Genomic DNA, 20,238 nt, shown 5'->3' with positions numbered 1-20,238 from the left:
TCCGTTCCATTTTCCGAACTTTTCATCCAGGGAGTATTTGTCATGCGCATTCACACGAAGCGGACCCTGCAGGTGGCGCTGGTCAGCGGCGGCCTGCTGATGGTGGGCACCGGCAGCGCCTCCGCGCTGGACGGCGTCACGACCCCCGTCGAGGGCGTCACCGGCGGCCTCCAGGCGGCGCGGCCGCTGGAGCAGGTCATGACCGGCGCGGACGCGGCCCGGCCCCTCGCCGAGGTGCTGCACACGGTGCCGGCGGAGCTGTTCCGGCAGCAGCTGGTGCCGGGCGCCGAAGTCGACGGCGAACTGCCGGAACACGACCTCAACGCGCCGCTGGGACGCGAGCTGGGCGCCACCGAACTGCCCGTTCTCCCGGTCGACGGCGGGCTGCCGGTGCACGGCTCCGTCTCCACCCGGCCCCTCGACCCCGAGGAAGGCACCCGGGTCACCGGCCTGCACACCACCGACTTCGCGGCCGAGGCGGCGCCCGAGTCGCGTGCGGCCGCCCCCGCGGCGGGGCTCCCGCTGGTGGGCGGGCTGCTGCCGAGCACCGGCGGGCTCCTCCCGACGCAGGCCCCGGCGCTGACCGGGCTGTCCGACCTCACCCAGCTGACCTCGCTCACCGGGCTCACCCAGCCGGCCGGCAACACACCGCTGAACCAGGGCGGCCGCGACAACACCGGCGCGGCCACCGCACCGGTGGCCCAGCTCCTGCACAAGTAACAGCGCACCCACGCACAGGGCCGGAAGGACACGCTTCCGGCCCTGTGGCGTACCCGGGTACCGACCAGGGTGTCTCCCTGGGGCGAAGGGCACCCACCGGGGGCCACTGTGGGTGTCGAGCGGCGAACCCGCCGCCACCCACAGAGGAGTTGCCCATCATGGACATGAAACTCGAGGTCGTGGTCCTGCCCGTCACCGACGTCGACCGGACCAAGCACTTCTACAAGACCCTCGGCTGGCGCGAAGACGCCGACATCGTCTTCGGCAGCGCCCGGGTGGTCCAGCTGACCCCGCCGGGGTCGGCCGCGTCGGTCCACTTCGGCACCGGCATCACCGACGCCGCCCCCGGATCGGTCCGCGGCACCTACCTCGTCGTCGAGGACATCGAGGCCGCCCGTGCCGAGCTGGCCGGGCACGGCGTCGACGTCAGCGAGGTGTTCCACCGCGACGCCACCGGCGCCTTCGCCCCGGGCGTGCACCCCGACCACGGCACCTACGGGTCGTTCGCGTCGTTCAGCGATCCCGACGGCAACACCTGGCTGCTCCAGGAGATCACCACCCGGTTCCCCGGCCGCGTCTCCGGCGTGACCTACGGCTCCGCCGCGGAGCTGGAACAGGCGCTGCGGCGGGCCGCGGCCGCGCACGGCGAGCACGAAAAGGAAACCGGGCAGTACGACGAAGAGTGGCCCGTCTGGTACGCCGGTCACATGGCCGCGCACCAGGACGCCTGAACCCTTCGCATCCGGGAGACGAAAATGTCCACGATCCACCTGCGCCAGGTGACCACCGCCTCGCCCGAACAGTTCCTCGCCGGCCTGACCGACTTCGGTCCGGAACGTGCGAAGCTCTTCGGCCGCAGCGCCGACGAGTACCTGCGCGTGCACGAGCAGGGCCCGGACCACGCCGACGTCACCGAAGGCTCGGGCGGCATCTGGGAACGCCTGCGCTACGACTGGTCCGACCCGGCCCGGGTCGTCATGACGACCACCGACTCCAACACGTGGGGCGGCGCCTCCGGGCACACCTACACCTTCACGCGGCTGGCGGACGGGACGACCCAGGTCGACGCCGTGGTCGTCCGGGAGGGCAAGAACCTCAAGGGCCGGCTGCTCGGGGGCCTGCTCGGGCTGCTGGGCAAGCGGGTGCTCGGCGGGTCGCTGGCGAAGACGGCCAAGGCCATCGAAGCGCGGAGTGCGGGCACTCACGACGACGCGTGACGTGCCCGCCGGCTGCGCTAGGGTTCGGTGACCCGGCACGGTCGTCGCCGGGCGGTCGTGGGAGGTTCGCATGCCGGGGCGTGCACCGGCGCTGATCGGGCGGCACCGCGAATGCGCCGCGCTCGATCGCCTCCTGGCCGACGCACGGTCGGAGCGGGGCCAGGTGCTGGTCCTGCGCGGCGAGGCCGGGATCGGCAAGTCCGCGCTGCTGGAGTACGTGAACGCGCAGGCGCGGGGATTCCGCGTCGCGCGCGCGGCCGGCGTCGAGTCCGAGCAGGTGATGGCCTACGCGGGGCTGCACCAGCTGTGCGCGCCGTTCCTCGACCGGCTCGACCGCCTCCCCGAACCCCAGCGCGACGCGCTCGGCACGGCCTTCGGCTTGAACGCCGGTGCCCGCCCGACCCGGTTCCTGATCGGGCTCGCGGTGCTGACGCTGCTCGCCGACGTGGCCGAGGAACAGCCGCTGCTCTGCCTGGTCGATGACGTGCAGTGGCTCGACCGGATGTCGGAGGTGGTGCTCGCCTTCGTCGCCCGCCGCCTCCTCGCCGAGCGGATCGTGGTCGTCTTCGCGCTGCGGGAGACCGGCCGCGAACTCGACCTCGCCGGGCTGCCGGAGCTCCCGATCGGCGGCCTGGGGGAGGCCGAGTCGGACGCGCTGCTGGACTCGGTGGTCAAGGGACCGGTGGACGGCCGGGTCCGCGACCGGATCATCGCCGAAGCCCACGGCAACCCCCTCGCCCTGCTGGAACTGCCCCGCGCGTGGACGGCGGCCGACGGGTTCGGGCAGCCCGGCGCGGTGCCGCTCGCCGGCCGCATCGAACAGTGCTTCGTCCAACAGCTGGCCCCGCTGCCCGCCGACACCCGGCGGCTCCTGCTCATCGCCGCCGCCGAGCCCCTCGGCGACGCCACCCTGCTCTGGGCCGCGGCCGGCCGGCTCGGGCTCGGCGCCGACCCCGCGGCGGCGGCCGACGCGACCGGGCTGATCGAGTTCGGCCGCCGGATCCGGTTCCGCCACCCGCTGGTGCGGTCGGCGGTGTACCGGTCGGCGCCGGCCCGGGACCGGCAGGACGTGCACCGGGCACTGGCGGACGTGACCGACCCCGGCCGTGACCCCGACCGCCGCGCCTGGCACCGCGCGCAGGCGACCGTCTCCCCGGACGAGGACGTCGCGGCCGATCTCGAACGCTCGGCGGGACGCGCCCGGGCCCGCGGTGGCCTGGTCGCGGCGGCCGCGTTCTTCGAACAGGCGGCGCTCCTGACGCCCGAGCCCGCCCGGCGCGCGGACCGCGAGCTCGCGGCGGCCGCCGTCAAGCGCGATGCCGGCGCGCTCGACGAGGCCCTCGGGCTCCTGGACTCGGCGGAGGCCGGGCCGCCGGACGCCGGGCGCGCCGCCGAAGCCGGGCGGCTGCGCGGGCAGATCGCGTTCGACCAGCGGCGCGGCGGCGACGCGGCCCGGCTCCTGCTGTGCGCGGCCGAGCGGCTCGTCCCGCTGGACGCGAACCGGGCGCGGGAAACGTTCCTGGAAGCGCTGGCGGCGGCGCTGTGGGCCGGTGCGGACCGCGACGGTCTCGCGGCGGCGGCCTCGTCGGCCCGTGCCGCGCCCCCGGCGCCCGTGCCACCGCGCGCCGTCGACCTCGTCCTGGACGCACTGGCCACCCGCCTCACCGACGGCCACCGGGCCGCGGCCCCGCTGCTGGCCAGGGCATTGGCGGCGGTCCGGGCCCTGGACGTCGAGGCCGAGGGCGCCGAGCGGGTGCGCTGGCTGCTGGGCAACCGGGCCGGCGGCATGATCGCCACCGAAGCGGCGGACTTCGCGGCGGCGCGGGACTTCGCCGCCCGCCAGGTCCAGCTCGCCCGCGACGCCGGCGCGCTCGTGCAGCTGCAGTTCGCCCTGAACTTCCTCGGCGTCAACGAGCTGCTCGCGGGCGAGCTGACTGCGGCGGCGTCGTCGGTCGAGGAAGACCGGGTGATCGCCGAGGTGACCGGCAACGCACCGGTCGGCTACGCGGCGATGCTGCTCGAGGCGTTCCGCGGCCGCGAGGCGCGGGCAGCGGAGCTGTTCGAGGACACCGCGCGCCAGGCCTCGGCGCGCGGTCAGCTCCGGCTGGTGACCTTCGCCGACTACGGGCGTGCGGTGCTGTACAACGGCCTCGGCCACCACGACGCCGCGCTGGCCGCCGCCCACCGGGTGTTCGACCAGGACGTGGTGGGGGTCCAAGGCCTCGTGACCACCGAGCTGGCCGAGGCGGCATCGCGGACCGGGGACGAGACACAGCTGCGAGCCGCGGCGGCGCGTTCGGCGGAGCGCGAGGCGGCCGGCACGGTGGAGGCGCGGGGGCTGGACGCCCGCGTACGCGCGTTGTGCAGCACCGGAACCGGCGCCGAGGCCGGCTACCGCGAGTCGATCGCGTGCCTCGAGGGGACGGCGCTCCGCGTGGACCTCGCCCGCAGCCATCTGCTGTACGGCGAATGGCTGCGCCGGGAAGGCCGCCGCGTGGACGCTCGCGCGCAATTGCACACGGCCCACGAGCAGCTGTCCGCCATGGGGCTGACGGCGTTCGCCGACCGGGCCCGCCGAGAGCTGCAGGCGACCGGGGAGACAGCGCGCAAGCGCACAGCAGAGCCGACCGGCGAGCTCACCGCGCAGGAGTTCCAGATCGCCCGCCTGGCGGCTGACGGCTATTCGAACCCCGAGATCGGGACGCGGTTGTTCCTCAGCCCGCGGACGGTCGAGTGGCACCTGCGGAAGATCTTCACCAAGCTCGGGATCAGCTCACGCCGCCAGCTGCGTGACACTGCTCTCGCCGGCGCGTAGCCGGGGAGCCCACGGTCACGGGACTCGCGGCCGTCGCGCGCAGCCTCGCGGCCGCCGGAACCCCGCTGCGGCCGTGAGGCCCGCTGTGCCTGCCTGTGGCCGCCGGAACCCCGCCCGGCTGTTCGGCGTCCTTGCATCAGCGTGCCCCGTGCCGCACTATGGGAGTAAGCAAGCGCTTAGCCAGTGTTGGAGGAGCAGCTCACCCATGGACTTTTCACTCAGCACCGAAGAACGCGAAGTGCGCGACTGGGTCCGCACGTTCGTCCAGCGGGAGCTTGTCCCGCTCGAGCAGGAAGTCCTCCGGCGCGAGCGCGCCCACCAGCCGGGCCTGACCGGCGAGGAGCTCAAGGACCTCCAGCTCAAGGCGAAGGAGTCCGGCTTCTGGGGCGTCCTCACACCCGAGGAGTACGGCGGCATGGGCCTGTCCGCCGTGATGGCCGCGCTGCTGGAGGCCGAGCTCGGCCGCACCTTCGTGCCGTTCCGCTTCGGGGGCGCCGCCGACAACATCCTGTTCCACGCCAACGAGGAGCAGAAGCAGACCTACCTGCTGCCGACGATCTCCGGCGAGCGGAAGTCCTGCTTCGCGATCACCGAGCCGGGTGCCGGGTCGGACGCCAAGGCCATCCGGACCACCGCCCGCAAGGACGGCTCCGACTGGATCATCAACGGCGAGAAGACCTTCATCACCGGCGGGAACGAAGCCGACTTCACCATGGTGTTCGCGATCACCGACCCGGAGAAGGGCGCGAACGGCGGCGTCACCTGCTTCCTCGTCGACCGCGAAGCCGGCTGGAAGTCCGAGTACATCGACACCATGGGCGAGTGGGGTCCCGCGTCGCTGATCTTCCAGGACGTCCGCGTCCCGGAGACGCAGATCCTCGGCGAGGAGGGCCGCGGCTTCGAGCTCGCCATGCAGTGGATCGGCCAGGGCCGCTACCTGCTGCCCGCCCGCGCGATCGGCTCGTGCGAGCGGCTGATCTCGATGGCCATCGAGCACGCCAACACCCGCGAGACGTTCGGGCAGAAGATCGCCGAGCGGCAGGCCATCCAGTGGATGATCGCCGACTCCGGCGTCGAGCTGGAAGCGCTGCGCTGGCTGGTGCTGCACGCCGCCTGGCAGGTCGACCAGGGCCTCGATTCGCGGCACGCGCAGTCGATGGCGAAGCTGTACGGCGGCCAGAAGGCCAACGAGATCGTCGACCGCGTCCTGCAGATCCACGGCGGCATGGGCTACACCCGCGAGCTGCCGGTCGAGCGGTGGTACCGCGAGCTGCGGCTGCTGCGCATCTACGAGGGCACCGACGAGATCCAGCGCCGGACGATCGCCCGCAACCTGCTCAAGGGGCACGTCAAGGTCGGCGGCACGCTGGGCTGAAATCGCACAAAGCCGTCAAGGCCACCCCGGGGAGGGTGGCCTTGACGGCGTTTCCAGCTGCTTACTTCTTGTTGCGGATGGCGATCGGGACGCCCGCGAGGTCCTCCTCGTTGCAGAGGAGCTTCACGTCGTAGTACGGCGAACCCTGGCGGTCGTCGTAGTCGAGGTGGATGGCCAGCACGTCGAGCGGCTCGCCGAGCCACTCCTGGGCCTGCCGTAGCCAGGCGGAGCACCGTTCCAGGGCGGTGGGGAGATCGTCATCGCGGAACTCGACGGGGCGATAGGGGACATCCTGCACCTGATCGCGGGGGTGTGCCGGCGCCGGGAGGCCCGGCGCGAGACCCGAGTCGTCCAGTTCCAGTTGGATCGTTTCCTCAGTCACCCTTCGAGCGTCCCCCACCCGCGCCGTCTGGGCAAGGCGTACACAGGTAAAAGCGCCGCTAAACGGACACTCCCCACTCTTTCGCGACGATTTCCCGGCACCGCCGCAAGTCGGTGACGCCGGGTGCGGACGTGCAGCCCAGCGCTCTCGACACCAGTTCCGCGTAGTGCTCCGCCAGCTCGTCCAGGGCCAGCGGGCCACGTGGGGAATACCACCTCGCGACCCCGCTGCACATCTCGAGCAGCGCGATCCGGGTCACCGCCGGGTGCTCCACACGGAACACCCCCGCCGCCACCCCCTCGTCGATCGCGGCCGCCCACAGCCGTTCGTAGGCGTCCCGCAGGGCCACCACCGGCTCGCGCGCGGCCGGGGACAGCATGTCGACTTCGTTGTCCACCACCCGGGTTTCCTCCGGGCCGGCGGCGTGCGCGAGGACGTGCAGCGCGACCAGCGTCCGCAGCCGCTGCACCGGGTCGCCGCCGCTCGCGGTGGCCTCGCGGGCGGCGTCGAGCAGCCGGTTCAGCGCGGTGTGCATGATCTCGGCGAGCAGATCCTCCTTGGTGCCCATGTAGTGGTACAGGCTGGCCGAGGAGAGTTCGGCCTCCTGGGCCAGATCCCGGATGCCGGTGCCGTGGAAGCCCTTGGTGGCGAACAGCTTCACCGCCGCCGCGCGCACCCGCTCCCGGCTGCTCACAGCCATGCTTCCGCCTTGGTGTCCCAGCAGCCGGCGCGCGGGTCGGCGACCTTCCGCAGCTCGCCCTTCGCCACCCGCTCCGAGGGCGTCATCGGCAGCGCGTCGGCGAACGCCCAGAACCGGGGAACCTTGAAGTACGCCAGTTTCCCGGCGCAGAACGCGGCGAGCTCGGCCGGGTCCGGCCGGTCGCCGTCGCACACGACGTACGCCTTGATCTCCTCGCCGCGCAGCTCGTCCGGCACCGCGACGACGGCCGCCAGCCGCACCGCCGGGTGCAGCAGCAGCGCGCGCTCGACCTCGTCGGCGGAGACGTTCTCGCCGCTGCGGCGGATCATGTCCTTCGTGCGGCCGACGTAGTAGACGCGCCCGGCGGTGTCCATCCGGGCCAGGTCGCCGGTGTGGAACCAGCCGTTTTCGAACGCTTTCGCCGTCGCGTCCGGATCGTCGTGGTAGCCGTGCATCAGCCCGATCCCGCGGATCAGCAGCTGCCCGGTTTCCCCGCGCGGCACCGGCTTCCCGTCGTCGCCGGCGATCAGCACCTCGCGGTCGCGGCTCGGCCGCCCGATGCAGCCGGTGCCGACGGTCTCGTCGTGGTCGGCGGCGGTCATCCGGATGTCGCCGCCGGTTTCGGTCATCCCGAACGCCTCGTACCACGGCACGCCCCACCGGGCCTCCAGCTCGGCGTGCAGCTCGTGCGGGATGGCCGACGCGCAGATCGCCCGGACGCGGTGCTCCCGGTCGGCGCCGGACGGCTCCTGTCGCAGCAGCAGCGTCGGCATCAGGCCGAGGCAGTAGAACCAGGTGACGCCGTGCTCGCGCACCTTCGCCCAGAACGTGCTGGGGTGGAAGCGGTCGAGCACGACGAGCGTGGCGCCCCCGGCGAGTCCCAACGCGACGTTCCACTGTGGATCGATGTAGTGGAACGGCTGCGCGGTCAGGATGACGTCGTCCGCGCCGACCGCGGGGAAGTCGGTGGCCAGGCTGATCGCGAGGGTCGTCCAGTAGCGGTTCGGCAGGACGCAGCCCTTGGGGGCGCCGGTGGTGCCGGACGTGTACTGGATGTTGACCGGCGTCTCCGGCACTGGCACGAAGGCGGCACTTTCACGTGAAAGTGCCGCCCCCAGGTGGGCACTTTCACGTGAAAGTGCCGCCGGGGTGATGACTTCGGTGAGGCCGATCCGCTCCAGGAGGGCGGTGAACTCGGGCGCGGCGACGGCCAGTTGCGCGCCGGAATGCCGGAGCACGTGGGCGCCGTCGAATTCCTGGTAGTTCGTGTTGACCGGCACGAGCTGCGCGCCGATCTTCGCCAGCGCGAGCCAGATCAGCGGGAACTCCGGCTGGTTGCGCAGCATGACGGCGACGCGGTCGCCGGCGCCGATGCCGCGCTCGGCCAGGGCCGCGGCGATGCGGGAGCTTTCGCGGTCGACGTCGGCGAAGGTGAAGCGCTCGCCGGTCTCGTCGAAGATCCAGGCCGTGCGCTCCGGCCACAGCGTGGCCGCCCGCGTGACGAGCTGCGCGAGGGTCCCGGTCTCGGCCAGCGGCGTCACGCCCGGCTCCGGAAGGCTTCGGTGGACGCGGCGACCGCGGCCGAGTGCTCGGTGATCAGGGCGTGGCTGACCTCGAGCTCGAGGGCGGGCTCGATGTCGGTGCTCGCGTCGAGGACCCGCTTCGCCATGGCCGCGGCGGCCGGCGGGTGCTCGGCGATCCGCTTCGCCCAGCTCAGCGCCTCGGCCTGGAGCTGTTCGGCCGGGACGGCGGCGTTGACCATGCCCAGTTCGGCCGCCTTGCGGCCGTCGAAGCGCTCGCCGAGCAGCAGGAGTTCCTTCGCCTTGAGCGGGCCGACCAGCAGCGGCAGCAGCCGCGACGCCGCGCCGGTGACGCTCAGGCCGAGCGAGACCTCGGGGAACGCGAACACGGCGTTCTCCGCGGCCAGGATCAGGTCGCAGCCGAGCGCGAACTCCGCGCCGGCGCCGATCGCGTAGCCGTGCACCGCCGCGATCACCGGCTGGCGCAGCCCGCGCAGCCGGCGCGTGACGTCCTGGAGCCGGTCCAGCCGCGCCCGCGAGTCACCCGCGGGGGTGGGTTCCTTGAGGTCGTGGCCGGCGCAGAAGGCCCGGCCGTTCCCGGACAGCACGACGACGCGGGCGTCGCTGCGCGCGGCCGCGTCGAGGGCGGCGAGGAAGTCGTCGACCAGGACGGCGGCGACCGCGTTCAGCCGCTCGGGCCGGTTCAGCCGGATGTGCGCGATGCCGTCCTCGACGGCGAAGTCCACGGTGGGCATGAGGCCGATGCTAGACGTTCGATCGATCGATCGATAGCCTCGGACCGGTGCGGGTTGATGCGGTTTACGAGAACGCCACGTTTTGGACGGGCGCGGGCGTCACGAGCGCCCTCGCCGTGCTGCACGGCCGGGTCGTCGCGCTGGGGGACGACGCCCTGTCGCTTTCGGCGCGCACCCGCGTCGACCTGGCCGGCGGCTTCGTCGTGCCCGGCTTCCACGACGCCCACAACCACATGGCGTGGTTCGGCATGGGCCTCGACGACGTGCCGCTCGGCGACTGCCGCAGCGTCGCGGAGGTCTACGACGCCGTCGCCGCGCGCGCCGCGACGCTGCCGCCCGGGAGCTGGGTGGTCGGCAGCGGGTACGACCAGAACAAGCTCGTCGGCGGGCACCCGGACTCCCGCGGCCTGGACCGCGCCGCGCCGGGCATGCTCGTGCGGCTCAAGCACACGTCCGGGCACATGACCGTGGTCAACTCGGCCGTGCTCGACCGGCTCGACCTGGCGCACGTCCCGGTCGGCGGCGACGTCGTGCTCGACGACGACGGCTCGCCCACCGGCCTGCTGCGCGAGCAGGCCCAGCTGCTGCTGCGGCCGCTGACGTACCCGACCCCGGTGGAGCGGGTCGTGCGCGGGCTCGAGCGGGCGTCCGAGCGGTACCTGGCCGAGGGCATCACCAGCGTCCAGGAGGCCGGGATCGGCGGCGGCCTGGTCGGCGAGACACCCGCGGAGCTGGCCGCCTACCAGCAGGCGCGCGACCGCGGCGTGCTGCGCGTGCGCAGCACGGTGATGGTGGCCGCGAGCATGCTCCACGACCTGCCCGACGACGCCGGCTTCGGCCTCGACCTCGGCCTGCGCACCGGCCTCGGCGACGAGTGGCTGCGCGTCGGCCCGATGAAGTTGTTCGCCGACGGTTCCCTGGTCGGACGCACCTGCGCGATGCACGACCCGTTCGACGGCGAGCCCGAGAACCGCGGCTACTTCCAGGTGCCCGAGGACGAGCTGGCCCGCACGATCCGCCGCGCCCACGAAGCGGGCTGGCAGATCGCGACGCACGCGATCGGCGACCGCGCGATCACCGTCGTCCTCGACGCCTACGAAGCCGCGTTGGCCGCTTCGCCGCGCACGGACCACCGGCACCGCATCGAGCACTGCGCGGTGCTCCAGCCCGCGGAGCTGACCCGCCTCGCGTCGCTCGGGCTCATCCCGTCGCCGCAGGGCCGGTTCGTCAACGAGCTCGGCGACGGCATGCGCGCCGCGCTCGGCGAGGCTCGCGTGCCCTGGTGCTACCGGCTGCGCAGCGTCCTCGACGCGGGGTGCGTGCTTCCCGCGTCTTCGGACCGGCCCGTCGTGAACGGCGCGCCGCTGCTCGCGCTGGCCGACATGGTGCGTCGGCGCACGGCGTCAGGCGCGCCCTTCGCACCCGAAGAGGCGCTGACGCCGGAGCAGGCGTTGCGCGCGTACACGTACGGCTCGGCGTACGCAACCTTCGCCGAACGTGACCTGGGCACGCTCGAACCCGGGAAGCTCGCCGACTTCGCCGTGCTGTCCGGTTCGCCCCTGGACGAGTCCGCATTGGACGACCTCGCCGTGCAAGGCACCGCCGTCGGCGGCGAACTGCGTTACCAAGCCTGATGACTCACCTCCTCACGTGTTCGAGTGCTTCCTCGGCCAGCTCGGCCCAGGGGTGTGGCGACCCCGGGTCCAGCGCCAGCCACTCCTTCATCGGCGTGCCCTTGTTGGCGTCGAAGCGCACCCCGTGCCCACCCTCGACCAGCTCGTCCACCCGGGACCGAGGCAGCTTGAGCACGAGCTGCCCGCGGACGAACATCGCGAAGATCCGGCCGTGCGCGCGCAGCGCCGTGCGCCCGAACCCGCCGGTCGTGCCGGGTGGCGTGATGCCCGGACGTCCGGTGAACTCGTCGACCAGGTCCTCGAACTTCCGCTCTGGTGACATCGACCACCTCCGAGACCGACAGTAACGACCACCACCGACAAAAACGGGAGGCGAGATGCCCGTCCGCGACGCCGTCTTCGAAGACATCGAGGAAATCTGCGCGCTCATCGAGGAGCACGCCGTCTACGAGGACAACCACGACCTCAAGCTGGACCGCGCCGAGATGAGCGGGCACCTGTTCGGGCCGGACCCGAAGGCGTGGGTGCTGATCGCGACCCCGCCCGGCGAGCCCGGCACGGTCGCCGGCTTCGCCTTCTGCAGCTGGAACTTCTCCACGTGGGAGGCCCGGCCGGGGATCTGGCTGGACGACCTGTTCGTCCGCCCCGCGTACCGCCGCCACGGCCTCGGCGGCGAGCTGCTCGACGAGCTGCGCAACCGCACGACCGGCCGCGTCGAGTGGGACATGCAGGAGGGCAACGAAAAGGGCGAGGCGTTCTACGCGCAGCTGGGCGCCGAGCCGGTGCCCGGCTGGATCCGCTACCGCTGGCGGCCGTGAACTTTCACGAGAAAGAACCCGGCCCCGTATCGTATGCGGTATGGGAGATGGTTCGGTCCGGAGGTCCTCGTCGGTCGAGGACTACGTCCGGGTGATCTACGGGCTGGTCGAGCGGGGAGAGGCGGTCACCAACGCGTCGCTCGCCGGCCGGCTGGAGGTCAGCCCGTCCTCGGCGTCGGGGATGGTCACGAAGCTGTCCCAGCTGGGTCTGGTCACCCACGCGCCGTACCGCGGCATCGAGCTGACGGCCGACGGCAGGCTGCTGGCCCGCTCGGTGCTCCGGCGCCACCGGCTGATCGAGACGTACCTGGTTTCGGAGCTCGGCTACACGTGGGACGAGGTCCACGCGGAGGCCGACGCCCTGGAGCACGCGGTGTCGGACAGGCTGGTCGAGCGCATCGCGGCCAAGCTGGGCAACCCGGTCCGCGACCCGCACGGCGACCCGATCCCGGCGCCGGACGGGAGCGTGGAGGAGCTGCCGGTCCGCATCCTGGACGACCTCCCACCGGGCGCGGTGGGGGAGATCGTCCGGGTCTGGGACACCGACCCGGAGCTGCTGCGCTACCTCACGGAACACGCCATCAACCTGGGCGAACGCATCGAGGTCGTGGAGCGGCAGCCGTTCGGGGGGCCGATGGTGGTGAAGGTCGGGTCGCCGCCCGATGCGGCTACGCACGCCATTGGCAAGGAGATCGCGCAGGCCCTGTCGGTCACCCTGCGCTGAGCGGTTGCCCGACGTCATGAACGACCCGTTCATGACGTCCGGTGTCATGAACGACTCTTTCATGACGTCGGGGTGCGTACGCGCGAGTGACGTCGTGAAGCGGATGTGGTGACAGGCCGCCGCCCGCGAGCATCGGCTGCATGAAACCCTTCCGCTTCGGCATCGTTGCCGGCCACTCGCCCGATCTCACCTCCTGGACCGCTCAAGCCGAACGCGTCGAAAAGCTCGGCTTCGACACCCTGCTCGTCACCGATCCCGTCGGGACCGCCGACCCCTTCGTGCTGCTGGGGGCCGCCGCCGCGGTCACCATCGATCTCACCGTCGGCACCTTCGTGCTCGCCGATCCCTTCCGGGATGCGCGTGCGCTCGGCTGGCAGGCGCAGACCCTCCACCGGCAGACGCGCGGGCGGTTCGAGCTCGGGCTCGGCGTCGGGCGGCCCGGCGCGGAAGCGCAAGCGAAGGAACTCGGCCGGGAGTTCCCCTCTCCGGGTGAGCGCATCACACGGATGGCCGAGACCATCGCGGTCCTCAAGCGCGAGCCGGACCGGCCGCGGCTGGTGCTCGCCGGCGGTGGGCCGAAAATGCTGGCGCTCGCCGCGCAAGAAGCCGACACCGTCACGTTCTCCTGGATGCCGCGGACCACCGAAGCCGAGGCGGAGTCCATTGTGGATCGATTCCGTGTGCTCGCCGGGCCGCGGCTGCCGGACATCGAGCTCGGCCTGAACCTGATGGCCGTCGGCACCGAACCGTCGCCCGCGATCGCGCGCTTCGCCAAGGTCGACGTGCCCGAACTTGTCGCCGGGGGTGCCGTGACCGTGCTGTCCGGGGATCCCGGTGCGGCGGCGGAAACCCTTCTCCGGTGGCGGGAACGGTGGGGGATTTCCTACGTGACGATCAACTCCGGCTACGCCGAACCGTTCGCCGCGATCGCCGACGCGGTGCGCAAGGCAGGTGGGTGAGGGCCCTTCCGATCTTGCGAACCGGCGCCTACGCTCCAATGTTCGTAATCGGGAGTGCTTCGGAGCGTTGTGATGACCGGTCAGCGAACACGCACCATCGACCGGGGGGAACAGGCGGAGCTGAGCCGGCTGCTGGCAGCCGGACCGTTCGACGTGGCCCTGCGGGCGGCGATCCGGGCCCGCGGCCTCGGCCTCGAGCGGATCCGCTATCGCTTGCGCGGCAGGGGAACCACGGTCAGCCTGGCCACCCTCAGCCACTGGCAATCAGGACGGTGCCGGCCCGAGCGGCCGGAATCGTTGGAGGCCCTGCGGAATCTCGAGGACATCCTGAACGTGCCGGACGGCTCGCTCAGCAAGCTCCTCGGCCCGCCGCGGGCGAGAACGCGGTTCCACGCGCTCAACTGAGCGGCCGTTAGGCTCGCGCCATGCGAGCTGTCGTGATGGAGGAGTTCTGCGCCCCGCCCGTCGTGCGGGACGTGGCGGAGCCGGTGGCCGCGCCGGGCGGTGCGGTGATCGAGGTCGACGCCACCGGCGTGTGCCGCAGCGACTGGCACACCTGGCAGGGGCACGACGCCGCCGTCACGCTGCCGCACGTCGCCGGGCACGAGCTCGCCGGCCGGATCGTCGCGCTCGGCGAAGGCGTCCGGGGCTGGGAACTCGGCGCGCGCGTCACCGTGCCGTTCGTCTGCGCCTGCGGGACGTGCGCCCAGTGCGCCCGCGGTGACCAGCAGATCTGCGACCGCGAGTTCCAGCCCGGCGCCACGCACTGGGGCTCGTTCGCCGAGCGCGTCGCCGTCGAGCACGCCGAGACGAACCTGGTCGCGCTGCCGGACTCGCTGGGCGCCGCCGAGGCCGCGGCGCTGGGCTGCCGGTTCGGGACGGCGTTCCGCGCGGTGCTGCGGCAGGGACGCGTCACCGCGGGCCAGTGGGTCTCCGTCTACGGCTGCGGCGGCGTCGGGATCTCCGCGGTGCTGCTGGCCGTCGCGGCGGGTGCCAAGGTCGTCGCGGTCGACGTCTCGGCGGCGGCCCTGCGGCTGGCCGCGAAGTCGGGTGCCGCCGTCACCGTGGATTCCTCGGCCTTCGACGGCCCGGAAGCCGTCGCCGCGCACGTGCGCGAGCTGACCGGCGGCGGCACGCACGTCTCGCTCGACTGCCTCGGCTCGCCGTCGACCTGCGCGGCGTCGGTCGGCAGCCTCCGCAAGCGTGGCCGGCACGTCCAGGCCGGGCTGATGCCGCCCGCACAGGGCATCGCGCCGATCCCGATGCACCGGGTCGTCGGCGGCGAGCTGGAGCTGGTCGGCATCCACGGGCTGCAAGCACACGAGTACCCGGAGCTGCTGCGCGTCGTCGAGACCGCGGGCATCGACCTCGCCGCGCTGATCGGCAGGCGCATCGGGCTCGACGACGTCCCGGCCGCGCTGGCCGCGATGAACAACCCCGTTCCGGCGCAGGCGGGCGTCACCGTGGTGACATTCCGTGAGTGATCGGCGGCGCCGAGGTCAAGAGACCCGTTTGTAGCTGATTCACGCTGGTTTGTGACATTCAGGTGTGGGAACGTCGAACGATGGTGGCCCAGAGCGAGGGGACGCGGCCGCAGGACCGTCCCGTTGGTCTTTTGGGGCGGTTCCTGCGGCTGTTCGCCACCGCGGGCGTCACGTTCCGCGGTTATCGCGTGGTGCCCTCGACGACCACGGAACGTGTGCGCCGGGAGTCTCCGGCACAATCGAGGTGATGGACGCCCTCCTGCCGCGCCCGCGCGCCGAGCTCGCGCCCGGGGCGGTGCACCTGCCCGGCTGGCTCGGCTTCGACGAGCAGCGCGAACTGGTCGCGGCCTGCCGCGGCTGGACCGGCTACCGCCACACCCGGCTGCCCAACGGCGGCGTGATGTCGGTGCAGTCCGTCTGCCTCGGCTGGCACTGGTACCCGTACGGCTACTCGCGCACGACCGGCGACGGGACGCCGGTGCTGCCGTTCCCGGACTGGCTCGGCGAACTCGGCCGCCGCGCGCTGGCGGCGGCGTACGGCGAGGCCCGGCCTTACGAGCCGGACGTCGCGCTGGTCAACTTCTACGACGCCACCGCGAAAATGGGGCTGCACCAGGACAAGGACGAGCGCAGCCTGGAGCCGGTGGTGTCGTTCAGCCTGGGCAACGCGTGCGTGTTCCGCTTCGGCAACACCGAAACCCGCGGCCGCCCGTACACCGACGTCGAGCTGCGCTCGGGTGACGTGTTCGTGTTCGGCGGCCCGTCCCGGCTCGCCTACCACGGCGTGCCGAAGACCCTGCCGGGTACGGCGGACCCGGCACTGGGCCTCGACGGCCGGCTGAACATCACGCTGCGGGTGTCCGGCCTCTAGTCCTCTGTGGACTCGTCTTCCTCCGGCACCACGATCAGCCGGACGGCGATGCCCCGCGAGCCCTCGGGGTGGTGTCCCGGCTCGGAGGCGTACTTCCACACCAGGTCGTGGTACTCCTCGACGAACGCCGTGACCTGCTCCTTCGTCAGGTGGAGCCCGCCGCGTTCGATCCGGTTCCAGCCCGCGGAACTGTCGTAGCCCACGTAGGCCCGCGTGACCAGGCCCAGGTCGTGACTCAGCTTGAGCGCGCCGAGCTTGAGCATCGCTTCGCGCTCGTCGGGCGCCAGGTCGAGGCCGGGTGGGGTGTAGATGTCCTTCGACCGCGCCTTCCACCAGCGCTCGCGGCCGTCTCCGCGGTCGGTGAGCTCTTCGATCAGCTCCAGGTCGGCGAGCTTGCGCAGGTGGTAGCTGGTCGTCCCGGTGCTCTCGCCGAGCGCCTTCGCGACGCTCGTCGAGTTCGCTTCGCCGTGTTTACCCAGGTAGCCGAGGATGTCCCGGCGCACGGGATTGGCCAGTGCCTTGTGGAAGGCCTTGAGATCCGCGCCGGTGAGCACGCGCTTTGCGGGACGTTCGACCATGCCGGGAGCGTACTACAGAGATTATTTGCAGAGAATCTCTGCAATCGGCTACCTTGGATCGGGAGATCGGGGGTTGCGATGAAGAAGCTGTTCTGGGCGGCGGGTCTGTGCCTGCTGCCGTGGATCGCGGTACTGGGGACGACGCTGCCGGACGTCGTGGCGGCGCAGCACTGGCGGCTGGCCTGGACGGGCTTCGACGCGGCGGAAGCCGCCGGCCTGCTGCTCACGGCCTGGCTGCTGGGCCGCGGCGACGCACGGACGCCACTGGTCGCGACGGCCACGGCGACACTGCTGCTGGCCGACGCCTGGTTCGACGTGGTGACGGCCGGCGACGACGTGGTGTTTTCGCTGCTCATGGCCGGTCTGGAGGTACCGCTGGCGCTGGCCTGCCTGACGGTGGCCGTGCCGCGGCCGGCGCCGGCGCATGTCTGAACTGGACCCGCGGCTGCGTGACGAGATCGACGACCAGGTCGCGGAGGCCCTGGACGCCTACTTCGCGGAGCGGCGGCCACGCCGGCCGCGGCGCGCGTGGCCGGTGGTGGTGACGGTGGCACTGGGGGTCGCCACCACCTGGCTGGCCCCGGGCGCGGCCTGGGCGGCGTGGCTCGCGATCGCGGTCACCAACGTCGCCTGGCTGATCTGCTGCACCGGTCGTGAGTGGCAGGGCGGCACTTTCACGTGAAAGTGCCGCCCTCGGTGGGGGTGAAGCGCACTGTCTGGCCCGGCCGCAGCTGGGCGGCCAGGTCGAGGTCCTCCTCCTCGACGACCGCGATCACCGGGTAGCCGCCCGTTGTCGGGTGGTCGGCGTGGAAGAGGATCGGCCGGCCCGAGGGCGGCACCTGCAGCGAGCCCGGCACGCACGCCTCCGACGGCAGTTCGTCGTGGCGGGCGCGGGCCAGCGCCGGCCCGGTCAGGCGGATGCCGACGCGGTCCGAGTCCGGGGACACCGTGTACACAGTGGACAGCAGCTCGTCCGGCGCCGCGAACCAGTCGCGACGCGGGCCCGGTGTCACGCGCAGCACCGGTTCCGCGGGCAACGCCGCCCGGGGCGCGAGGTCCACGACGGGGAACGAGCGCGGCGCCGGGCCGATCGGCAGCAGCATCCCGGCCGTCACCGGCGGTGGGCCGAGCTTGCCCAGCGTGTCCGTCGCGCGGGAACCGAGCACCGGCGGGACGTCGATGCCGCCGCGCACCGCGACGTAACACCGCAGGCCCGACGCCGCCGTGCCCAGCGCCAGTTCTTCCCCCGGCCACAACGTGATCGGCCCGTTGGGGCCGCCCTTCGAGAGCGGGCACGGCGCGCCGGTGACCGCCACCGTCGTCACCCCGGACGCCCGCAGCACCAAGCCGCCGAGCGTCACCTCCAGGGCCGCCGCCCCGGCGGGGTTGCCGACCAGCCGGTTCGCCAGGCGGAACGACGCGCGGTCGGCCGCGCCGGAGCGGCCGACGCCGAGGGCCGCGTGACCCGGGCGGCCGAGGTCCTGCACCGTCGTCGCGAACCCGGGCCGCACCACTTCGAGCTTCACGACGGCACCGCCGTGAACCGGACCCGGGTGCCCGGCGGCAGCAGGTTCGGCGGGTCGCGCTCGACGTCCCACACCGGCACGTCCGTGCGGCCCAGCAACCGCCAGCCACCCGGGGACGCGCTCGGGTAGACCGCGCTGTACTCGCCCGCGATCGCCACCGAGCCCGCCGGGATCCGCGTGCGCGGCGACGACCGGCGGGACACGTGCAGGGCCGGGTCCGAGCCGGTCAGGTACGCGAACCCGGGCGCGAAACCGCAGAACGCCGAGACGTACGTCCCCGCGGTGTGCCGCGAAACCAGCTCGGCCACGCTCGACCCCGTCTCCTCGGCGACGTCGGCCAGGTCTTCACCGTCGTACACCACCGGGATCACCACCTCGCCCGCGTCGGCCGTGACACTGTCCACAGGGGACACCTGACGCAGCAGCGCGCCCAGCCGTTCCGCGTTCGTCACCGTGGGGTCGTACCGCACCAGCAGGGTCCGGGCCGCCGGGACCAGCTCTTCGACGCCTTCCGGAGCGAGGCGGGACAACGCTGCCTGGTACCCCAGGACGTCGTCCGGTTCCACCAGCACCGCGCGCCGCCCGCACGGCAGGAGCCGGACGGTCATCCGGTGAACGCCCCGAGCGGGATGCGCGCCTCGATCAGGGCCTCCTCGATCCGCCGGGCCAGCTCGACCGCGCCCGGCGTGTCCCCGTGCACGCACAGGGAATCCGGGCGCAGCTCGAGCTTGGTGCCGTTCTCCGTGACGACGCCGCCGGTCGCCATGCCGACCGCGCGCTCGGCGACCAGGTCGGCGTCGTGCAGGACCGCGCCCGGCCGCCCGCGCGGCACCAGCTTGCCGTCGGCGGTGTAGGCCCGGTCCGCGAACGCCTCCGCGTACGCGACGACGCCGGCTTTCTCCGCCTCCCGCTGCATTTCCGAGTCCGGCAGGCAGAGCAGCGCCAGCGCGGGGTCGTAACGGCGCAGGCCGTCGACGATCGCCGCCGCCTTCTCGCTGTCCACCGCCGCGGTGTTGTACAGCGCGCCGTGCGGCTTCACGTACGTCACGCGGCTGCCGGCCGCGCGGGCGAACGCGTCGAGCGCACCGATCTGGTACAGCACTTCGTCCGCCAGGTCGTCCGGCGCGATGGCGAGCGCGCGCCTGCCGAAGCCGGCCAGGTCGCGGTAGCCGACGTGCGCGCCGATCGCGACACCGCGTTCGGCCGCCAGCTCGCACACCCGCCGCATCACCGACGGGTCGCCGGCGTGGAAGCCGCACGCGATGTTCGCGCTGGTCACGATGTCGAGCATGGCTTCGTCGTCGCCCATCTTCCAGGCGCCGAAGCCCTCGCCGAGATCGCTGTTCAGATCCATTTCAGCCCACCCGGTATTCGCTGTCGTCCCGATCGGTGATGAACATGTACCCCGGTGCGTGGGTGATCGCAAAGGGAGGCCGCGACGCCATCAGCGCCGCCTGCGGGGTGACCCCGCAGGCCCAGAACACCGGGACGTCACCCGGCTCCGCGTCCACCGGATCACCGAAGTCCGGCCGCGAAAGGTCGTGGATGCCGAGCGCGCGCGGGTCGCCGATGTGCACCGGCGCGCCGTGCACGGCGGGCATCGCGCGGGTGATCCGGACGGCGTCGGCGACGCGGTCCGCCGGGATCTGCCGCATCGACACCACCAGCGGCCCGAACAGCCGCCCGGCCGGCTCGCACGGCCGGTTCGTCACGTACATCGCGACGTTGCGGCCCTGGTCGACGTGCCGCAGCGGGATGCCCTCGGCGGCCAGCGCCGTCTCGAACGTGAAGCTGCAGCCGATCGAGAAGGCGACCATGTCGCTGCGCCACAGGCCTGTCGCGTCCGACACCTCGCCGGCCAGGACGCCGTTCTGCCAGATGCGGTAGCGCGGCAGGTCGGTGCGCAGGTCCGCGCCCTCGGCCAGGCGGGTGGCCGGGTCGCCGGGGTCGGTGACGTCGAGCAGCGGGCACGCCTGCGGGTTGCGGGTGCAGAACAGCAGGACGTCGTAGGCCCAGTCCTCGGGCACGGCGATCAGGTTGGTCTGGGTGAAGCCGTTGGCCCAGCCGGTCGTCGGGTGCGCGGTGCCGGTGCGGAACGCCGCCCGGGCCTGCGCCGGCGTGTAGGTGGCCGGTTCGTCAAAGGTCGTCATGGGAATCCCC

24 protein-coding genes are annotated in these 20,238 nt (G+C 72.6%); 14 read left to right on the top strand and 10 right to left on the bottom strand.

The features are described from left to right. The first annotated feature begins 42 nt into the window (after positions 1-42). The 5 genes from BLW76_RS44245 (at position 43) to BLW76_RS44225 (ending at position 6,127) form a co-directional block, all read left to right on the top strand. Positions 43-720, top strand: coding sequence for a hypothetical protein (locus BLW76_RS44245; RefSeq protein WP_091318335.1), 678 nt, complete (start codon positions 43-45; stop codon positions 718-720). Positions 721-878: 158 nt separating this feature from the next. Next, complete coding sequence (locus tag BLW76_RS44240) at positions 879-1,451, top strand: VOC family protein (RefSeq protein WP_091318333.1); 573 nt, start codon at positions 879-881, stop codon at positions 1,449-1,451. A 24-nt stretch (positions 1,452-1,475) separates the two neighbouring features. After that, positions 1,476-1,937, top strand: a complete 462-nt coding sequence (locus tag BLW76_RS44235; RefSeq protein ID WP_091318332.1) for a hypothetical protein — start codon at positions 1,476-1,478, stop codon at positions 1,935-1,937. Positions 1,938-2,007: 70 nt separating this feature from the next. Next, positions 2,008-4,752, top strand: coding sequence for an ATP-binding protein (locus BLW76_RS44230; RefSeq protein WP_091318330.1), 2,745 nt, complete (start codon positions 2,008-2,010; stop codon positions 4,750-4,752). A 205-nt stretch (positions 4,753-4,957) separates the two neighbouring features. Next, complete coding sequence (locus tag BLW76_RS44225; RefSeq protein WP_091318329.1) at positions 4,958-6,127, top strand: acyl-CoA dehydrogenase family protein; 1,170 nt, start codon at positions 4,958-4,960, stop codon at positions 6,125-6,127. A gap of 61 nt (positions 6,128-6,188) precedes the next feature. On the opposite strand, the gene BLW76_RS44220 is transcribed toward BLW76_RS44225, so the two are convergent. Genes BLW76_RS44220 through BLW76_RS44205 form a run of 4 tightly spaced genes read right to left on the bottom strand, consistent with a single transcriptional unit; the run spans position 6,189 to position 9,484 of the window. Continuing rightward, entirely contained in the window at positions 6,189-6,509 is a 321-nt protein-coding gene (locus tag BLW76_RS44220; RefSeq protein ID WP_086839577.1) for a hypothetical protein, read from the bottom strand. 58 nt (positions 6,510-6,567) lie between these two features. After that, positions 6,568-7,203: a TetR/AcrR family transcriptional regulator gene (locus BLW76_RS44215; RefSeq protein ID WP_091318327.1), complete on the bottom strand. Its 636-nt coding sequence runs from the start codon at positions 7,201-7,203 to the stop codon at positions 6,568-6,570. Then, the gene (locus BLW76_RS44210; RefSeq protein WP_091318325.1) at positions 7,200-8,750 is read right to left on the bottom strand and encodes an ATP-dependent acyl-CoA ligase; all 1,551 of its coding nucleotides are present in this window, start codon (positions 8,748-8,750) and stop codon (positions 7,200-7,202) included. Before BLW76_RS44210 ends, BLW76_RS44215 begins: the two co-directional genes overlap by 4 nt. Next, positions 8,747-9,484: an enoyl-CoA hydratase/isomerase family protein gene (locus BLW76_RS44205; RefSeq protein WP_091318323.1), complete on the bottom strand. Its 738-nt coding sequence runs from the start codon at positions 9,482-9,484 to the stop codon at positions 8,747-8,749. Before BLW76_RS44205 ends, BLW76_RS44210 begins: the two co-directional genes overlap by 4 nt. A gap of 47 nt (positions 9,485-9,531) precedes the next feature. Here BLW76_RS44205 and BLW76_RS44200 point away from each other — a divergent pair, with 47 nt between their 5' ends. Beyond that, positions 9,532-11,118 (top strand): amidohydrolase, encoded by a 1,587-nt coding sequence (locus BLW76_RS44200; protein WP_091318322.1) that lies wholly within the window; start codon positions 9,532-9,534, stop codon positions 11,116-11,118. Positions 11,119-11,122: 4 nt separating this feature from the next. Here the strand turns inward: BLW76_RS44200 and BLW76_RS49090 are convergent, their stop codons facing one another. After that, complete coding sequence (locus BLW76_RS49090; protein WP_167384932.1) at positions 11,123-11,440, bottom strand: hypothetical protein; 318 nt, start codon at positions 11,438-11,440, stop codon at positions 11,123-11,125. 55 nt (positions 11,441-11,495) lie between these two features. Between BLW76_RS49090 and BLW76_RS44190 the strand changes: the two genes are divergently transcribed. From BLW76_RS44190 to BLW76_RS44165, 6 genes are all read left to right on the top strand, one after another. Continuing rightward, positions 11,496-11,936 carry a GNAT family N-acetyltransferase gene (locus tag BLW76_RS44190; RefSeq protein WP_091318320.1) on the top strand — a complete coding sequence of 147 codons (441 nt, stop codon included), beginning with the start codon at positions 11,496-11,498 and terminating at the stop codon, positions 11,934-11,936. A gap of 40 nt (positions 11,937-11,976) precedes the next feature. Next, entirely contained in the window at positions 11,977-12,660 is a 684-nt protein-coding gene (locus BLW76_RS44185; protein ID WP_086839591.1) for a metal-dependent transcriptional regulator, read from the top strand. 140 nt (positions 12,661-12,800) lie between these two features. After that, complete coding sequence (locus BLW76_RS44180; protein ID WP_091318319.1) at positions 12,801-13,619, top strand: LLM class flavin-dependent oxidoreductase; 819 nt, start codon at positions 12,801-12,803, stop codon at positions 13,617-13,619. A 72-nt stretch (positions 13,620-13,691) separates the two neighbouring features. Further along, the gene (locus tag BLW76_RS44175; RefSeq protein WP_167384931.1) at positions 13,692-14,024 is read left to right on the top strand and encodes a transcriptional regulator; all 333 of its coding nucleotides are present in this window, start codon (positions 13,692-13,694) and stop codon (positions 14,022-14,024) included. A 20-nt stretch (positions 14,025-14,044) separates the two neighbouring features. Then, complete coding sequence (locus BLW76_RS44170; protein ID WP_091318315.1) at positions 14,045-15,103, top strand: alcohol dehydrogenase catalytic domain-containing protein; 1,059 nt, start codon at positions 14,045-14,047, stop codon at positions 15,101-15,103. 247 nt (positions 15,104-15,350) lie between these two features. After that, positions 15,351-15,974, top strand: coding sequence for an alpha-ketoglutarate-dependent dioxygenase AlkB family protein (locus BLW76_RS44165; protein ID WP_208613501.1), 624 nt, complete (start codon positions 15,351-15,353; stop codon positions 15,972-15,974). Here BLW76_RS44165 and BLW76_RS44160 read toward each other — a convergent pair. Beyond that, on the bottom strand, positions 15,971-16,552 hold the full coding sequence (locus BLW76_RS44160) for an ArsR/SmtB family transcription factor (RefSeq protein WP_091318312.1): 582 nt from the start codon (positions 16,550-16,552) through the stop codon (positions 15,971-15,973). The genes BLW76_RS44165 and BLW76_RS44160 overlap by 4 nt on opposite strands. Before the next feature lie 78 nt (positions 16,553-16,630). Between BLW76_RS44160 and BLW76_RS44155 the strand changes: the two genes are divergently transcribed. Both BLW76_RS44155 and BLW76_RS44150 read left to right on the top strand, forming a co-directional pair. Then, a complete protein-coding gene (locus tag BLW76_RS44155; protein WP_091318310.1) occupies positions 16,631-16,984 on the top strand; it encodes a hypothetical protein in 354 nt (117 codons plus the stop codon). Next, positions 16,977-17,234, top strand: coding sequence for a hypothetical protein (locus BLW76_RS44150; protein ID WP_091318308.1), 258 nt, complete (start codon positions 16,977-16,979; stop codon positions 17,232-17,234). Before BLW76_RS44155 ends, BLW76_RS44150 begins: the two co-directional genes overlap by 8 nt. Here BLW76_RS44150 and BLW76_RS44145 read toward each other — a convergent pair. From BLW76_RS44145 to BLW76_RS44130, 4 genes are read right to left on the bottom strand one after another with little or no spacing between them, the layout of a single operon-like run. Beyond that, the gene (locus BLW76_RS44145; protein ID WP_091318307.1) at positions 17,227-18,078 is read right to left on the bottom strand and encodes a 5-oxoprolinase subunit C family protein; all 852 of its coding nucleotides are present in this window, start codon (positions 18,076-18,078) and stop codon (positions 17,227-17,229) included. The genes BLW76_RS44150 and BLW76_RS44145 overlap by 8 nt on opposite strands. After that, entirely contained in the window at positions 18,075-18,686 is a 612-nt protein-coding gene (locus BLW76_RS44140; protein ID WP_091318305.1) for a 5-oxoprolinase subunit B family protein, read from the bottom strand. The genes BLW76_RS44145 and BLW76_RS44140 overlap by 4 nt, the downstream gene beginning before the upstream one ends. Next, entirely contained in the window at positions 18,683-19,432 is a 750-nt protein-coding gene (locus BLW76_RS44135; protein WP_091318304.1) for a LamB/YcsF family protein, read from the bottom strand. The genes BLW76_RS44140 and BLW76_RS44135 overlap by 4 nt, the downstream gene beginning before the upstream one ends. Before the next feature lies 1 nt (position 19,433). Beyond that, complete coding sequence (locus BLW76_RS44130) at positions 19,434-20,228, bottom strand: putative hydro-lyase (protein ID WP_091318302.1); 795 nt, start codon at positions 20,226-20,228, stop codon at positions 19,434-19,436. Positions 20,229-20,238 lie beyond the last annotated feature (10 nt).

Source organism: Amycolatopsis tolypomycina (assembly GCF_900105945.1).
Taxonomy (GTDB): Bacteria; Actinomycetota; Actinomycetes; order Mycobacteriales; family Pseudonocardiaceae; genus Amycolatopsis; species Amycolatopsis tolypomycina.
The sequence above is the reverse complement of the archived record's forward strand: the minus strand, read 5'-3'. Positions and strand labels throughout refer to the sequence as shown.

What these genes read in the sequence shown, in the direction of transcription:
- BLW76_RS44150 (WP_091318308.1), top strand. Translation starts at nt 16,977, where the DNA reads ATGTCTGAACTGGACCCGCGGCTGCGTGACGAGATCGACGACCAGGTC.
- BLW76_RS44160 (WP_091318312.1), bottom strand. Translation starts at nt 16,552, where the DNA reads ATGGTCGAACGTCCCGCAAAGCGCGTGCTCACCGGCGCGGATCTCAAG.
- BLW76_RS44170 (WP_091318315.1), top strand. Translation starts at nt 14,045, where the DNA reads ATGCGAGCTGTCGTGATGGAGGAGTTCTGCGCCCCGCCCGTCGTGCGG.
- BLW76_RS44180 (WP_091318319.1), top strand. Translation starts at nt 12,801, where the DNA reads ATGAAACCCTTCCGCTTCGGCATCGTTGCCGGCCACTCGCCCGATCTC.
- BLW76_RS44135 (WP_091318304.1), bottom strand. Translation starts at nt 19,432, where the DNA reads ATGGATCTGAACAGCGATCTCGGCGAGGGCTTCGGCGCCTGGAAGATG.
- BLW76_RS44240 (WP_091318333.1), top strand. Translation starts at nt 879, where the DNA reads ATGGACATGAAACTCGAGGTCGTGGTCCTGCCCGTCACCGACGTCGAC.
- BLW76_RS44235 (WP_091318332.1), top strand. Translation starts at nt 1,476, where the DNA reads ATGTCCACGATCCACCTGCGCCAGGTGACCACCGCCTCGCCCGAACAG.
- BLW76_RS44190 (WP_091318320.1), top strand. Translation starts at nt 11,496, where the DNA reads ATGCCCGTCCGCGACGCCGTCTTCGAAGACATCGAGGAAATCTGCGCG.
- BLW76_RS44165 (WP_208613501.1), top strand. Translation starts at nt 15,351, where the DNA reads ATGGACGCCCTCCTGCCGCGCCCGCGCGCCGAGCTCGCGCCCGGGGCG.
- BLW76_RS44205 (WP_091318323.1), bottom strand. Translation starts at nt 9,484, where the DNA reads ATGCCCACCGTGGACTTCGCCGTCGAGGACGGCATCGCGCACATCCGG.
- BLW76_RS44130 (WP_091318302.1), bottom strand. Translation starts at nt 20,228, where the DNA reads ATGACGACCTTTGACGAACCGGCCACCTACACGCCGGCGCAGGCCCGG.
- BLW76_RS44155 (WP_091318310.1), top strand. Translation starts at nt 16,631, where the DNA reads ATGAAGAAGCTGTTCTGGGCGGCGGGTCTGTGCCTGCTGCCGTGGATC.
- BLW76_RS49090 (WP_167384932.1), bottom strand. Translation starts at nt 11,440, where the DNA reads ATGTCACCAGAGCGGAAGTTCGAGGACCTGGTCGACGAGTTCACCGGA.
- BLW76_RS44175 (WP_167384931.1), top strand. Translation starts at nt 13,692, where the DNA reads ATGACCGGTCAGCGAACACGCACCATCGACCGGGGGGAACAGGCGGAG.
- BLW76_RS44185 (WP_086839591.1), top strand. Translation starts at nt 11,977, where the DNA reads ATGGGAGATGGTTCGGTCCGGAGGTCCTCGTCGGTCGAGGACTACGTC.
- BLW76_RS44225 (WP_091318329.1), top strand. Translation starts at nt 4,958, where the DNA reads ATGGACTTTTCACTCAGCACCGAAGAACGCGAAGTGCGCGACTGGGTC.
- BLW76_RS44245 (WP_091318335.1), top strand. Translation starts at nt 43, where the DNA reads ATGCGCATTCACACGAAGCGGACCCTGCAGGTGGCGCTGGTCAGCGGC.
- BLW76_RS44140 (WP_091318305.1), bottom strand. Translation starts at nt 18,686, where the DNA reads ATGACCGTCCGGCTCCTGCCGTGCGGGCGGCGCGCGGTGCTGGTGGAA.
- BLW76_RS44230 (WP_091318330.1), top strand. Translation starts at nt 2,008, where the DNA reads ATGCCGGGGCGTGCACCGGCGCTGATCGGGCGGCACCGCGAATGCGCC.